Raw genomic sequence first — 12,394 nt, forward strand, 5'->3', positions numbered from 1 at the left:
CTCGAGATTGTGTGTTAGTATCTTCTTCGCCGAAAGGCACACGGGCGTTTGGCTCAGGGGTAGAGCACATCCTTCACACGGATGGGGTCACAAGTTCAAATCTTGTAACGCCCACCATCGAAACTCAAGGGCTGCAGGCAACTGCAGCCCTTTTGCTATGTAGAGACATTTCGACGAAAGACGCTGCCATGATCCTTTTGGTCGACAAGATCGAGAAGAGCTTCGGCGCGCGCACGCTCTTCAGCGGCGCGTCGTTCCAGATCAACGCCCACGAGCGCTATGCACTGGTGGGCCCCAACGGTGCCGGCAAGACGACGATGCTCAAGATCATCATGGGCATCGACGCGCCCGACGCCGGAAGCGTCACCTACGCAAAGGACGTGAATGTCGGCTACCTCGAGCAGGAGACGAAGCTCGCCTCCGACAAGCCGATCATCACCGAGGTCATGGATGCCGCCATCGAGATCCGCACCATGGGGGAGCGCGCCGAGGAGCTGCAGCTGAAGATCGCCGAGGCCGACCCGAACGACCCTGGCCTCGAGGCCATGCTCACCGAGTACGGCCGCGTCCAGGACCGCTTCGAGCACCTGGGCGGCTATGAGCTTGAAAGCAACGCGCGCCAGATCCTCTCGGGTCTGGGCTTCCATCCCGAGGATTTCGAGCGCCCCTGCTGCGAGTTCTCCGGCGGCTGGCAGATGCGCATCGCGCTCGCGAAGCTCTTCCTGCGCCGGCCCGACCTGCTGCTGCTCGACGAGCCCACCAACCACCTCGACCTCGAGAGCGTCCAGTGGCTGCGCAGCTTCATCGCCAACTACGAGGGCGCCGTCCTCATCGTCAGCCACGACCGCGCGTTCATGGACGCCTGCGTCGACCACGTTGCTGCTCTCGAGAACCGCCGCGTCACGACCTACACCGGCAACTACAGCTCGTACCTCAAGCAACGCGAGGACAACCTCGAGCAGATGCGCGCCAAGCGCGCCGCCCAGGAGCGCGAGATCGCCCACATGCAGGTGTTCGTCGACAAGTTCCGCTACAAGCCCACCAAGGCGGCCCAGGCGCAGGAGCGCATCCGCAAGATCGAGCAGATCAAAAGCGAGCTCGTGATCCTGCCCGAAGGCCATAAGCACGTGGACTTCAAGTTTCCTGACCCGCCGCGCTCCGGCGACCTCGTGGCCGCCCTAGAGAACGTCTCGAAGAGCTACGAGGACAAGCAGGTCTACGACGGCATCGACCTCAAGCTCTATCGCGGCGACCACATTGCGCTCGTCGGCCCCAACGGCGCCGGCAAGTCGACCATGCTCAAGATGATCGCCGGCATCGAGCAGCCGACCACCGGCACCCGTGAGCTCGGCCTGCACGTGGGCGTGGCCTACTATGCCCAGCACCAGCTCGAGGGCCTGAAAGAAAGCAACACCGTCCTGCAGGAGATCGATTCCGTCGCGCCCACCTGGACCGTCCCGCAGCAGCGCAGCCTGCTCGGCGCCTTCCTGTTCTCGGGCGAGGACGTTGACAAGCGCGTCGGCGTGCTGTCGGGCGGTGAGCGGGCGCGTCTGGCGCTCGCCAAGATGCTCGTCGCGCCCGAGGCGCTGCTGTGCCTCGACGAGCCCACGAACCATCTGGACATCGACTCGGTCGACATGCTCGAAAACGCCCTCAAGCGCTTCCCGGGCACCATCGTGCTCATCAGCCACGACGAGCATCTCGTACGCGCCGTGGCCAACCGCGTCGTCGATATCCGCGACGGCAAGATGACGGTCTACGACGGCGACTACGACTACTACCTGTTCAAGCGCGAGGATCTGGCCCAGCGCGCCGAAGCCGAAGCCGAAGCCGCGGCGTCCCACGCCCCGGCGCAAAAGCCCGCCGCGGGTGGCCGCACCCTGCGCCGCACGCACGAGCCCGCATCCGCCGCGCCCGAACCTACCGGCAAGAAGACCCGCGAGCAGAAGCGCGCCGAGGCTGAGGCCCGCGCGGCGCTTAACCGCAAGCTCAAGGGTACGAAGGATCGCCTGAGGAAGGTCGATGCCGAGCTTGAGAAGAAGCGTGCGCGCTATGACGAGCTCATGGAGTTGATGGCCTCCGAGGAGCTTTATGCCGATCAGGAGAAATTCAACGCCGCTCTTGCGGAATACAATGCGCTGAAGAAGTCCATTCCCGAGCTCGAGGACGAATGGCTCGAGCTCTCGACGACCATCGAGGAGGAGACGGCGCGTGGATGTGCGTAAGGCGGGTGCGATCGCGCTGTCGGTGCTTTCCGTTGCCTTCCGGCTCGCCGGCATCGCGTTTGCTATCCTGACCGTGATGCTCTGCTTCCCGAGCGCCGCCGCGCGCTTGGGGATAAGCGACATCGTCATCGACCTCTCGCGCGCGCTGCCCGACCTCATCGAGGGCTACGGTCTGGTGACCTCGCCGTTCGGCGGCGTCTTCCGCCTCGACTTCGCGCTCGCGATGCTCGCCCTCTTCGGTCTCGACTATCTCTGCCAGCGCGTGAGCTGGAACCTGCGCTAAAGGACGCCCATGAACATCGACTACATCGTCTCGCTTCTCATCACGGCGGCGGCCCTCATCCTCGCCATCGTCATCCACGAGAGCGCCCATGCGCTCGTCGCCTATCTTCTTGGCGATAAGACCGCCCGTTCGCGCGGCCGCGTATCGCTGAACCCGCTTAACCATATCGACCCCTTCGGAACGGTCATCCTGCCGCTGCTCATGCTCGCGGCGGGCGGCCCGGTGTTCGCCTTCGCCAAGCCCGTGCCGGTCTACCTGAACAACCTGAAGCACCCGAAGCGCGACGAGGTCCTCGTGGCGCTCGCCGGGCCGGCATCGAACCTCCTGCTTGCCTGCCTGGCGGCGCTTCTTGTCCATCTGCTGCTCGGATATTCCTACAGCACGCCGGTCGGCCTGATCGGCAGCTCGTACATCGTGAACTTCCTGTTCACCTTCCTCACCGTGAACCTCTCGCTCGCGTTCTTCAACCTCATCCCGCTGCCGCCGCTCGACGGCTCCTCGATCCTCGTGCCGTTCCTGCGCGGACGCGCCTTGCAGACCTACTACGAGATCCAGCGCTACGCGATGCCGATTCTCATCATCGTGCTGTACCTGCTGCCGACGGTCCTCCACATCGACCTCGTGGATATCTACTTCCGCTTCACGTACTATCCCGTCGCGAACGCCTTGCTGAGCTTCGCGATCGGTGCATAGGAAAACACGCTAGAATCGTGTACGGAATCGCATCGGGAACAGCGGGGGAGGGAAAGCCGTGTCGTATCGCGTGAGCACGCAGGCATATAGCGGTCCTTTCGACCTGCTGCTTCAGCTGGTCAGCCGCCAGAAGGTCGACATCGGCTCCATCTCCATCTCCGAGGTCGCCGAGCAGTACCTCGCCGAGGTCGACCGCCTGGGCGCCCTCGACCTCGATGTGGCGAGCGACTTCCTGCTCGTCGCGGCAACGCTGCTCGACATCAAGGCGGCCTCTCTCGTGCCCGATGACGAGCCGCGCCGCAGCGACGATGACGACGAGCTCGAGGAGTACAGCGACCTCGATGGCGAGTCGCTGCGCGAGGTGCTCATCGCTCGCCTGATCGCCTACAAGCAGTTCAAGAGCGCCGCGGCCGCGCTCGGCGCGCGCATGGAGGCCGAAAGCCGCATGCACCCGCGCGTCGCCGGCCCCGATCCGGAGTTCTTGAACCTCGTGCCCGACTACCTGGCGGGGATCACGCTGCGCGGCCTGGCCGTCATCTGCGCCGACCTCGACGGCCGTCGGGAGACCTTCCTGCTCGAGGCCGAGCACGTGGCGCCCAAGCGCATGCCGCTTGAGCTCACGGTGGCCTCCGTCGACCGCGTCACCATGGCGCGCCCGCAGGTCACCTTCGCGGAGCTGCTCGACGGTGATTCCACGACCGAGCAGGTCGTGGCCACCTTCCTTGCCGTCCTCGAGCTCGCCAAGCGCGGCTCGGTCGTGCTCGAGCAGCCCAAGGCCTTCGGAACCATCACCATCAACCGCGTCAAGGACGCGCCCGCATACCATCCCGGCGAGGCCCTCGCCATCGAGGAGGACTGATAATGGACGATCTCGACATCCTCGAACCTGACTCCCTTAAAGGCGCCCTCGAGGCGCTGCTGCTCGTATCGAGCGACCCGGTGAGCGCAAGCGCTCTCGCCACGGCACTGAACATCGCCCCCGGCGAGGTCGCTTCGCTGCTTGCTGAGCTCAAGGTGGAGTACGAGGAGAAGAACCGCGGCTTCCAGCTGCGCGAGGTCGCAGGCGGCTGGCGCCTGTTCACCCATCCCGCCTTCCACGACCAGGTGGAGCGCTATGTGCTCTCCTGGGACACCCAAAAGCTTTCGCAGGCTGCCCTCGAGACGCTCGCCGTCATCGCATACCACCAGCCCGTGACGCGCGAGACCGTCAAGGGCATCCGCGGCGTCAACTCCGATGGCGTCATCTCGTCGCTCGTCGACAAGGGCCTCGTGCGCGAACTCGGCCGCGATCCCCAGCGCGGACAGGCCATCATCTACGGCACGACCGCGGCGTTCCTGGAGAAGTTCGGCCTGCGAAGCATCCGCGACCTACCCGACCTCGAGCAGTTCGCCCCCGACGAGCGCACGCGCCAGTTCATCCGCGAGCGCCTGTCGGGCCGCTCCATCGCCTCGACCCTCGACGAGACCGACGAGGAGCTCACCGAGGAGCGCGACCTGCTCGATGCCGACGGAGACCCCGACGACGAACTCATGATCATCGGCAACGCGACGGATGAAGAGTTCGATGAGTAGGCCCATGCCCCCGCAAGACCCCGCAACCGGCGAGCCCATCGTGCCGATGCGCCTGCAGCGCTTCCTGGCGCGCGCGGGCGTGGCGAGCCGTCGCGGGTCGGAGGACCTCATGACCGCCGGCCGCGTGCGCGTGAACGGCGCCGTGGTCACCGAGCTCGGAAGCAAGGTCGATCCGGCGAGCGACATCGTGGAGGTCGACGGCCGGCGCGTGGAGCTCGGCACCAAGGCAGTGCACATCATGCTCAACAAGCCCGCGGGCTATCTCACCACCATGAAGGACCCGAAGGGCAGGCGCTGCGTGGCGGAACTCGTGCCCTGCGACCGCTATCCCGGGCTCTTCCCGGTCGGTCGACTCGATATGGATACGACGGGCCTTCTGCTGTTCACAACCGACGGCGACCTCGGGCAGCGGCTGCTGCACCCCTCGATGCATGTCGACAAGCGCTACGTCGCTCTCGTCGACGGGCGCGTGCGCGACCACGAGCTTGAACCCCTGCGCCGCGGCATCGAGCTCGATGACGGCCCCTGCCAGCCCGCGCGCTGCCGCATCCTGTCTGTGCGCGAGGCGCGCGAGGTCGCACCGCACGGCATCGGCGACTTCGAGACAGCCGTCGAGGTCATCATCCGCGAGGGCCGCAAGAACCAGGTGAAGCGGATGCTCAGCCGCATCCACCATCCGGTGCTCGCCCTCCATCGCTCCGATTTCGGCCCGCTTGCCCTGACCGGCGTGAAGCGCGGCCACTGGCGCCTGCTCACCGAGGAGGAGACCGCCGCCCTCGAGCGTGCCTCAGCCGAGCGCGCAGGAGCCCCGAAGCCATCACGAACCCCGAGGAGGAACCGCTCATGATCATCGCCATCGACGGACCCGCAGGATCGGGCAAGTCGACGATCGCAGACCTGCTTGCCGACCGATTCGGCTACACGAAGCTCGACACCGGCGCCATGTACCGCACCGTGGCGCACGTGTGCGCGACCCGCGGCATCGACCTCGATGACGAACCCGCCGTGACGAGCGTTGCCGACGCCCTCGACATCGTGTTCGACCGCCGTCCCGACCGCATGCATGTGCTCGCCGACGGTACGGACGTCACGACCGAGATCCGCACGCCCGCGACCGACCGCATCGTGTCGAAGGTCTCCGCGTACCCCGGCGTCCGCACCGCGATGCTCGGCTGCCAGCGCGCCTTCGCGACCGGCCGCGACGTCGTGGCCGAGGGCCGCGATATCGGCACGGTCGTGTTTCCCGATGCCGACCTCAAGGTGTTCCTCACCGCTGATCCCCGCGAGCGCGCACGTCGCCGCGTGCTGCAGCGCCACCCCGACGGCGCTCCCGACGACAAGACCATGAAGCGCGAGGTAGCCGAGACCCTGGCCGACCTCGAGCGCCGCGATGAGCTCGACGCCCACCGCGCTGTGGCCCCGCTGCGCGCCGCCGACGACGCCATCCGCATCGATTCCACCGCCCACACCATCGACGAGATCGTCGACCAGATCATCTCACTTGCGAATGCCAGGAGGCAGGCATGAAGTTCTTCTCTTCCAAGGCGGACGACTACTACGACAACGGCATGCGCGACTTCCCGACGGCCGTGCGCGCAGGCTACGCCGTGATCTTGGGCATCCTTTACGTCTTCACGAAGATCATGTGGCGCTGCTCGTTCGACAACATCGAGAAGTTCCTCGACCGTCGCGACAAGACCGGCATCGTCATCATCTCGAACCACACCTCCATGGCGGAGGTCGTTGCCATCGTCGTGCTGCTGTGGCGCCGCGGCCGCCTCGTGCGCCCCATCTTCAAGTCGGAGTTCAACAAGAGCGGCATCGTCGAGTGGTTCTTCGCGCGCGTCGGCGGCATTCCCGTCGAGCGCGGCACAGCCGACATGAAGTCGCTGCGCCGCGCGAGCAAGGCGCTCGGCCGTGGCGAGGACATCCTGATCTTCCCTGAGGGCACGCGCATCCGCACCGACGACCAGCCCGTCGAGGTCCACGGCGGCTTCGCCATCATCGCGCAGATGGGCAAGGCGCCCGTGATGCCCATGGCGGTCTGCGGCTTTCGCGACATCACGCCCAAGGGTCACCACCTCATGCGCCCCGTGAAGTGCTGGATGCGCTTCGGCAAGGCCCTGAGCATGGACGACGCCCCCGCCGACCTCAAGCGCCGCGAGCGCACGGACTGGGTCGAGAAGGAAGCCCTGCGCCGCATGTACGAGATTCGCGACATCCTGCGCGACGAGCACCCCGGGAGGCGCTGATGGGCTCTCAGGTAACGATCGAGGTCGCGGCGCACGCTGGCGTCTGCTACGGCGTCGAGCGCGCGCTTTCGATGGCAGCCGACGCCGCGGCGAGTGCGCCCGCACCTGTCCACACGTTGGGACCGCTGATCCACAACCCGCTCGTGGTCCGCGAGCTCGCTGAGACAGGCGTCGGCCTGGCCGATACCCTGGACGACGCGAACGCGGGCTCCGTCATCATCCGCGCCCACGGCGTCGTGCCCTCCGTGATCGAGGCCGCCCGCGAGCGCGGCCTTGCCGTCATCGACGCGACCTGCCCCTACGTCAAGCGCGTCCACCACGCTGCCGAGCGTCTTGTGGCCGAGGGCTACCAGCTCATCGTGGTGGGGGAGAGCGGGCACCCCGAGGTCGAGGGCATCATGGGCCATGCCGACGGGCGCGCCCGCGTGGTCTCCGACACGTCCGACCTCGAGGGCATCGAGCTCGAACGCCGCGTGGGCGTCGTCGTGCAGACGACGCAGACCCAAGACAACCTCTCTCGCATCGTGAGCGAGCTCACACGCCGCGTCGACGAGGTCCATGTGGTGAACACCATCTGCAGCGCTACGCAGGAGCGCCAGCAAGCAGCCGCTGAGCTTGCCGACCGCGCCGATGTCATGGTGATCGTCGGCGGCAAGAACTCCGGCAACACCCGCCGGCTCGCCCAGATCTGCTCCGAGCGCTGCGAGCGCACGCGCCACATCGAAGACGCATCTGAGCTTGATGCTGCCTGGTTCGAGGACGCCCGCCTGATCGGCGTCACCGCCGGGGCGTCCACGCCTTCGGCCCATATCGACCGCGCCTGTACCCGCATACAGGAGCTCACGGGAGCGGCCCATGCCCGCTGACCAGCAGCTTCCGACCATCGCCGCCTACGCCGGGGTGCGCGCTGACTACGCGCCCTCCGCGCACCCGGACGCCCAAGGCGCCCTCGTGACCGCCGTGCGGCCCGAGTCTCCCGCCGACGATATGGGCATCGAGCCCGGCATGCGCGTGCTGACCGTGAACGGACAGGACCTCACCGACATGATCGTGTGGCTCTGGGAGGCCGACGACGAGACGGTCGACCTCACGGTGCTCGACCCCTCGGACAACACGGTGAGCCCCTGCACCCTCGAGCGCTTCGAGGGCGAGGACTGGGGCCTCGAGTTCGACGGCGCCGTGTTCGACGGCATGCGCACCTGCGTGAACGCCTGCGTGTTCTGCTTCATGACCATGCTGCCCAAGGGGAGTCGCGACAGCCTCTCCATTCGCGACGACGACTACCGCCTCTCGTTTCTGCAGGGCAATTTCGTCACGCTCACGAATATGACCGACGAGGATGTCGACAACGTCATCAACCGCTGCCTGTCGCCCATGAACGTGTCGCTGCACGCCATCACGCCCGAGGTGCGCCGGCGCATCATGGGAAAGAACGCTGCCCGCGGCATCGAGGTGCTCGAGCGCCTCATGGCTGCCGACATCGAGATCCATGCCCAGATCGTGCTCTGCCCGGGTATCAACGACGGCGAGGAGCTCGACCGCACGCTCGCGTACTGCGAGGCCCACCCGCAGATCACGAGCCTCGGCATCGTGCCGCTCGGCTTCACCAAGCACCAGAACCGCTTCACGACCTCGTTTTCCGACGATCCGGCTGCTGCGCGCGCGATCATCGAGCAGGTGCGCCCCTACCAGCAGCGCGCCTATGAGCGCTTCGGCCGCCACACGTTCCAGATGTCCGACGAGTTCTATCTCGATGCCGAGGTCGAGGTCCCGCCCGCCACGTGGTACGACGGCTATCCGCAGTACTACGACGGCATCGGCATGATCCGCAGCTACCGCGACGACACGGACGAGATGTTGAGCGAGCCGCAGCGCCTTGAGCGCATCCGCGAAGGGCTCTCACGCGCGGGACTCAAGCTCACCGTCGTGTCGGGGACCTCCGCCGCCGACACCGTCGCGCGCTTCGTGGAAAGCGACGCGCTGGGGGGAGCCGTCGCCCCCATCCGCAACGATTACTTCGGCGGCAACGTCGACGTCACGGGGCTCATCTGCGCCGGCGACCTGCTCGCGCAGCTGCCGCGATCCCTTGCCGGCGTTATGCTGATTCTCCCCAGCGTCATGTTCAACGCAGACGGAATGACGCTCGACGGGTATCATCAGACTGATATATTGAACGAACTCACGCGGCGCGGCGCGCAGGCGCTCATCGTCTCGACCATGCCCCGTGAGCTCGCCGACGCCCTCGAGAGTGCGCTCGGCCTCAGCTGAGGCCGGCCCGATACATCAAGGAGCAGACCGCATATGAAACCTGTCGTCGCAGTCGTCGGTCGACCCAATGTCGGCAAATCGACGCTCGTCAACCGACTTGCCCAAACCAAGGACGCCATCGTCCATGAGAGCCGCGGCGTCACCCGCGACCGCTCGTATTACGACGCCGAGTGGAACGGCCGCGAGTTCACCCTCGTGGACACCGGCGGTATCGAGCCACTCAAGAGCGAGGACGTGTTCTCCGCGCCCATCCGCGACCAGGCGCTCGCCGCCGCGGAGGAGGCTTGCGCCATCCTGTTCGTCGTCGACGGCACCGTCGGCATCACCGAGGAGGACGAGAGCGTCGCGCGCATGCTCAAGCGCGTGCGCAAGCCGACCTTCCTGCTCGTGAACAAGCTCGACAACCCCGACCGCGAGGACGAGCGCCTCTGGGAGTTCTACTCGCTCGGCGTCGGCGACCCGCTGCCCATCTCGGCGCTGCACGGTCACGGCACGGGCGACCTGCTCGACGAAGTCGTCGCCCTGTTCCCCGACGAGGACGAGCTCGAGGACCGCACCCCCGATGACGGCGCGCTCTCGATCGCCATCATCGGCCGTCCGAACGCCGGCAAGTCGTCGCTGTTCAACAAGATGCTCGGCTCTGAGCGCTCCATCGTCTCCGATGTCGCCGGCACGACGCGCGACGCCATCGACACCGTCGTCGAGCACGCGGGCAAGATGTACCGCATGGTCGACACGGCCGGTATCCGCAAGAAGAGCACGGTCTACGAGAACATCGAGTACTACTCCATGGTGCGCGGCCTGCGCGCCATCGACCGCGCCGATGTCGCCCTGCTCGTCGTCGACTCCTCAACCGGCATGACCGAGCAGGACCAGAAGGTCGCGAACCTCGCCATCGAGCGCGGCTGCGCCCTCGTCATCCTGCTCAACAAGTGGGACCTGCTCACCAACGATCAGGAGCGCGAGCACGTCATGGAGTCGGTCGCCCGCCGCATGACGCTCGCACCCTGGGCACCCGTGCTGCGCATCTCCGCGCTCACCGGCCGCTCCATCGAGAAGATCTGGGCGCTCGCCGATTCCGCCGCCGCCGCGCGCGCGACGCGCGTGACGACCTCGGCGCTCAACAAGCTGCTGACTGACATGCGCGAGTTCGGCCATACCGTCGTGGACGGCAAGCGCCGCCTGCGCATGCACTACGCCACCCAGACCGGCACCAAGCCGCCGACGTTCACGTTCTTCGTCAACCATGTCGACCTCGTGAGCGATTCGTATCGCCGCTACATCGAGAACCGCATGCGCGAGGCCTTCGGCTTCAAGGGCACGCCCATCCGCCTGCGCTTCCGCAAGAAGGAGCAGCGCGACGACAAGGGAGATAGGTAATGGAGACGCTCGCCGCCGGGGGAAGCTCGATCTACCTGCTGCTCATCGGCTGCATGGTCGTATCCTACCTCATCTGCGGCATTCCCTTCGGCCTTATCCTCGGTCGCTTCATGGGCCATGTCGACATCCGCAAGTCGGGCTCGGGCAACATCGGCACCACGAACGCCCTGCGCGTGGCTGGCCCCAAGGTCGCTGCGGCGACGCTTCTGTTCGACGTGCTCAAGGGCGTCATCTGCATCAACGTCTCCCGCGTGCTCATCGCCGGCGCGCTCGGGCCCGCCGCCAGCGCCATCGAGCCGGGCGGCGGCGCCGACTGGCTCATAGCCCTCGTGTCGCTCAGCTGCCTGTACGGCCATATCTTCAGCCCATACCTGAAGTTCCACGGCGGCAAGGGCATCGCCACCGGCGTGGGCATTCTGTTCGGCTTCTTCTGGCCGCTCGCGATCGTCCATCTCGCTATCTTCATCGTACTTGTGGCCATCACCAAGTACGTCTCGGTCGGCTCCATCGCCACCGCCGCCCTGGTGCCCGTCACGATGTACATCGCCTTCCCACAGACGTCTGCAGCGTCGCTTGCCATCTGGGCGCTGCTCGGCTGGACGGTCGTCTGGGCGCATCGCGGCAACATGAAGAAGCTGCGCGCCGGCAACGAGAACAAGCTCAGTTTCTCCAAGAAATCCGATAAGAAAGAGGACTAGGCATGAGGATCACCGTCGTCGGCTCCGGCTCCTGGGGCACCGCGATCGCCGGCCAGGCAGCTGCGCATGTGGATGAGGTCGTCGTCTGGTCGTTCGGCGGAGAGTCCGTCGAGGGCATCAACAACGACCACCGCAACAACCTCTACCTCACCGACTACACGCTGCCCGACAACGTGTGGGCCACCGCATCCTACGAGGAGGCCCTGCAGGGCACCGACGGCATCATCCTCGCCGTGCCCTCCGCCTTTCTGCGCGGCGTGCTCGAAGGGGCCGCTCCCTATGTGGATCCTGCAACCCCGGTCCTCACCCTCACCAAGGGCATCGAGGAGGGCACCGGCTACCTCATGAGCGAGCTCGCGGCCGACTGCATCGGCGGGCCAGAGCGCATCGCCGTGCTCGCCGGCCCTAACCACGCCGAGGAGGTCTGCCGCGGCTGCCTGTCGGCCGCCGTCATCGCCGCCGAGGACACCAAGGTCGCCGAGTTCTTCAAGAAGGTCCTGCTCTCCGATCACTTCCGCATCTACGTGGGATCCGACCTCATCGGTATCGAGATGTGCTCTGCCGTGAAGAACGTCATCGCCATCGTCTGTGGCTACCTCGCGGGCATGGGCTACGGCGACAACACGCTCGCGCTCGTCATGACGCGCGGCATCGCCGAGATCAGCCGCCTCGTGCATGCGCGCGGGGGAGAGGCCATCACCTGCATGGGTCTGGCGGGCATGGGCGACCTCGTGGTAACCTGCACGTCGCACCATTCGCGCAACCGCACTTTCGGCGAGGCGCTCGCCAAGGGCGGCACGCTCGAGGAGTACCAGGCGCGCACGCACATGGTCGTCGAGGGTGCCGCCGCCGCGAAGAGCGTTGCCGGCCTCGCGCGCAAGCTTGGAGTCGACGCCCCGCTCACGTTCGCGCTCGAGAAGGTGCTCTGGCGCGGCGTCTCGAAAGAAGAGGTCTTCAACGAGCTCATCGAGCGCTTCCCGACCGAAGAGTTCTACGGTATGGACGACTAGCAGAAAGGTTCAG

13 protein-coding genes and 1 tRNA gene are annotated in these 12,394 nt (G+C 66.3%); all 14 read left to right on the forward strand.

The annotated features are described in order from the left end of the window. The first annotated feature begins 42 nt into the window (after window positions 1-42). The 14 genes from H6A16_RS01020 to H6A16_RS01085 all read left to right on the forward strand — a co-directional run bounded on the left by H6A16_RS01020 (window position 43) and on the right by H6A16_RS01085 (window position 12,381). A tRNA-Val gene (locus H6A16_RS01020) sits at window positions 43-117 on the forward strand. Window positions 118-188: 71 nt separating this feature from the next. Next, window positions 189-2,225, forward strand: a complete 2,037-nt coding sequence (locus H6A16_RS01025) for an ABC-F family ATP-binding cassette domain-containing protein (protein ID WP_204615365.1) — start codon at window positions 189-191, stop codon at window positions 2,223-2,225. Next, window positions 2,212-2,508 (forward strand): hypothetical protein, encoded by a 297-nt coding sequence (locus H6A16_RS01030; RefSeq protein WP_204615367.1) that lies wholly within the window; start codon window positions 2,212-2,214, stop codon window positions 2,506-2,508. The genes H6A16_RS01025 and H6A16_RS01030 overlap by 14 nt, the downstream gene beginning before the upstream one ends. 9 nt (window positions 2,509-2,517) lie before the next feature. After that, a complete protein-coding gene (locus H6A16_RS01035) occupies window positions 2,518-3,201 on the forward strand; it encodes a site-2 protease family protein (RefSeq protein ID WP_204615369.1) in 684 nt (227 codons plus the stop codon). Window positions 3,202-3,259: 58 nt separating this feature from the next. After that, a complete protein-coding gene (locus H6A16_RS01040; RefSeq protein ID WP_204615370.1) occupies window positions 3,260-4,060 on the forward strand; it encodes a segregation/condensation protein A in 801 nt (266 codons plus the stop codon). A gap of 2 nt (window positions 4,061-4,062) precedes the next feature. After that, window positions 4,063-4,773: an SMC-Scp complex subunit ScpB gene (scpB, locus tag H6A16_RS01045; protein WP_204615371.1), complete on the forward strand. Its 711-nt coding sequence runs from the start codon at window positions 4,063-4,065 to the stop codon at window positions 4,771-4,773. Next, a complete protein-coding gene (locus H6A16_RS01050) occupies window positions 4,766-5,620 on the forward strand; it encodes a pseudouridine synthase (RefSeq protein ID WP_239458095.1) in 855 nt (284 codons plus the stop codon). Before scpB ends, H6A16_RS01050 begins: the two co-directional genes overlap by 8 nt. After that, on the forward strand, window positions 5,617-6,300 hold the full coding sequence (gene cmk, locus H6A16_RS01055; RefSeq protein ID WP_204615372.1) for a (d)CMP kinase: 684 nt from the start codon (window positions 5,617-5,619) through the stop codon (window positions 6,298-6,300). The genes H6A16_RS01050 and cmk overlap by 4 nt, the downstream gene beginning before the upstream one ends. Further along, entirely contained in the window at window positions 6,297-7,025 is a 729-nt protein-coding gene (locus H6A16_RS01060) for a lysophospholipid acyltransferase family protein (RefSeq protein ID WP_204615373.1), read from the forward strand. Before cmk ends, H6A16_RS01060 begins: the two co-directional genes overlap by 4 nt. Then, complete coding sequence (locus H6A16_RS01065) at window positions 7,025-7,891, forward strand: 4-hydroxy-3-methylbut-2-enyl diphosphate reductase (protein WP_204615374.1); 867 nt, start codon at window positions 7,025-7,027, stop codon at window positions 7,889-7,891. The genes H6A16_RS01060 and H6A16_RS01065 overlap by 1 nt, the downstream gene beginning before the upstream one ends. Continuing rightward, window positions 7,881-9,293: a DUF512 domain-containing protein gene (locus tag H6A16_RS01070; protein WP_204615375.1), complete on the forward strand. Its 1,413-nt coding sequence runs from the start codon at window positions 7,881-7,883 to the stop codon at window positions 9,291-9,293. Before H6A16_RS01065 ends, H6A16_RS01070 begins: the two co-directional genes overlap by 11 nt. 33 nt (window positions 9,294-9,326) lie before the next feature. Further along, window positions 9,327-10,673 (forward strand): ribosome biogenesis GTPase Der, encoded by a 1,347-nt coding sequence (der, locus tag H6A16_RS01075; RefSeq protein ID WP_204615377.1) that lies wholly within the window; start codon window positions 9,327-9,329, stop codon window positions 10,671-10,673. Continuing rightward, complete coding sequence (plsY, locus tag H6A16_RS01080) at window positions 10,673-11,371, forward strand: glycerol-3-phosphate 1-O-acyltransferase PlsY (RefSeq protein WP_204615379.1); 699 nt, start codon at window positions 10,673-10,675, stop codon at window positions 11,369-11,371. The genes der and plsY overlap by 1 nt, the downstream gene beginning before the upstream one ends. 2 nt (window positions 11,372-11,373) lie before the next feature. Beyond that, on the forward strand, window positions 11,374-12,381 hold the full coding sequence (locus H6A16_RS01085) for an NAD(P)H-dependent glycerol-3-phosphate dehydrogenase (protein WP_204615381.1): 1,008 nt from the start codon (window positions 11,374-11,376) through the stop codon (window positions 12,379-12,381). Window positions 12,382-12,394 lie beyond the last annotated feature (13 nt).

It is taken from the genome of Collinsella tanakaei (assembly GCF_016900375.1).
Lineage (GTDB): Bacteria > Actinomycetota > Coriobacteriia > Coriobacteriales > Coriobacteriaceae > Collinsella.

Coding starts and splice junctions, on each gene's coding strand:
- der (WP_204615377.1), top strand. CDS start 9,327: ATGAAACCTGTCGTCGCAGTCGTCGGTCGACCCAATGTCGGCAAATCG.
- H6A16_RS01060 (WP_204615373.1), top strand. CDS start 6,297: ATGAAGTTCTTCTCTTCCAAGGCGGACGACTACTACGACAACGGCATG.
- scpB (WP_204615371.1), top strand. CDS start 4,063: ATGGACGATCTCGACATCCTCGAACCTGACTCCCTTAAAGGCGCCCTC.
- H6A16_RS01050 (WP_239458095.1), top strand. CDS start 4,766: ATGAGTAGGCCCATGCCCCCGCAAGACCCCGCAACCGGCGAGCCCATC.
- cmk (WP_204615372.1), top strand. CDS start 5,617: ATGATCATCGCCATCGACGGACCCGCAGGATCGGGCAAGTCGACGATC.
- H6A16_RS01085 (WP_204615381.1), top strand. CDS start 11,374: ATGAGGATCACCGTCGTCGGCTCCGGCTCCTGGGGCACCGCGATCGCC.
- H6A16_RS01070 (WP_204615375.1), top strand. CDS start 7,881: ATGCCCGCTGACCAGCAGCTTCCGACCATCGCCGCCTACGCCGGGGTG.
- plsY (WP_204615379.1), top strand. CDS start 10,673: ATGGAGACGCTCGCCGCCGGGGGAAGCTCGATCTACCTGCTGCTCATC.
- H6A16_RS01065 (WP_204615374.1), top strand. CDS start 7,025: ATGGGCTCTCAGGTAACGATCGAGGTCGCGGCGCACGCTGGCGTCTGC.
- H6A16_RS01025 (WP_204615365.1), top strand. CDS start 189: ATGATCCTTTTGGTCGACAAGATCGAGAAGAGCTTCGGCGCGCGCACG.
- H6A16_RS01035 (WP_204615369.1), top strand. CDS start 2,518: ATGAACATCGACTACATCGTCTCGCTTCTCATCACGGCGGCGGCCCTC.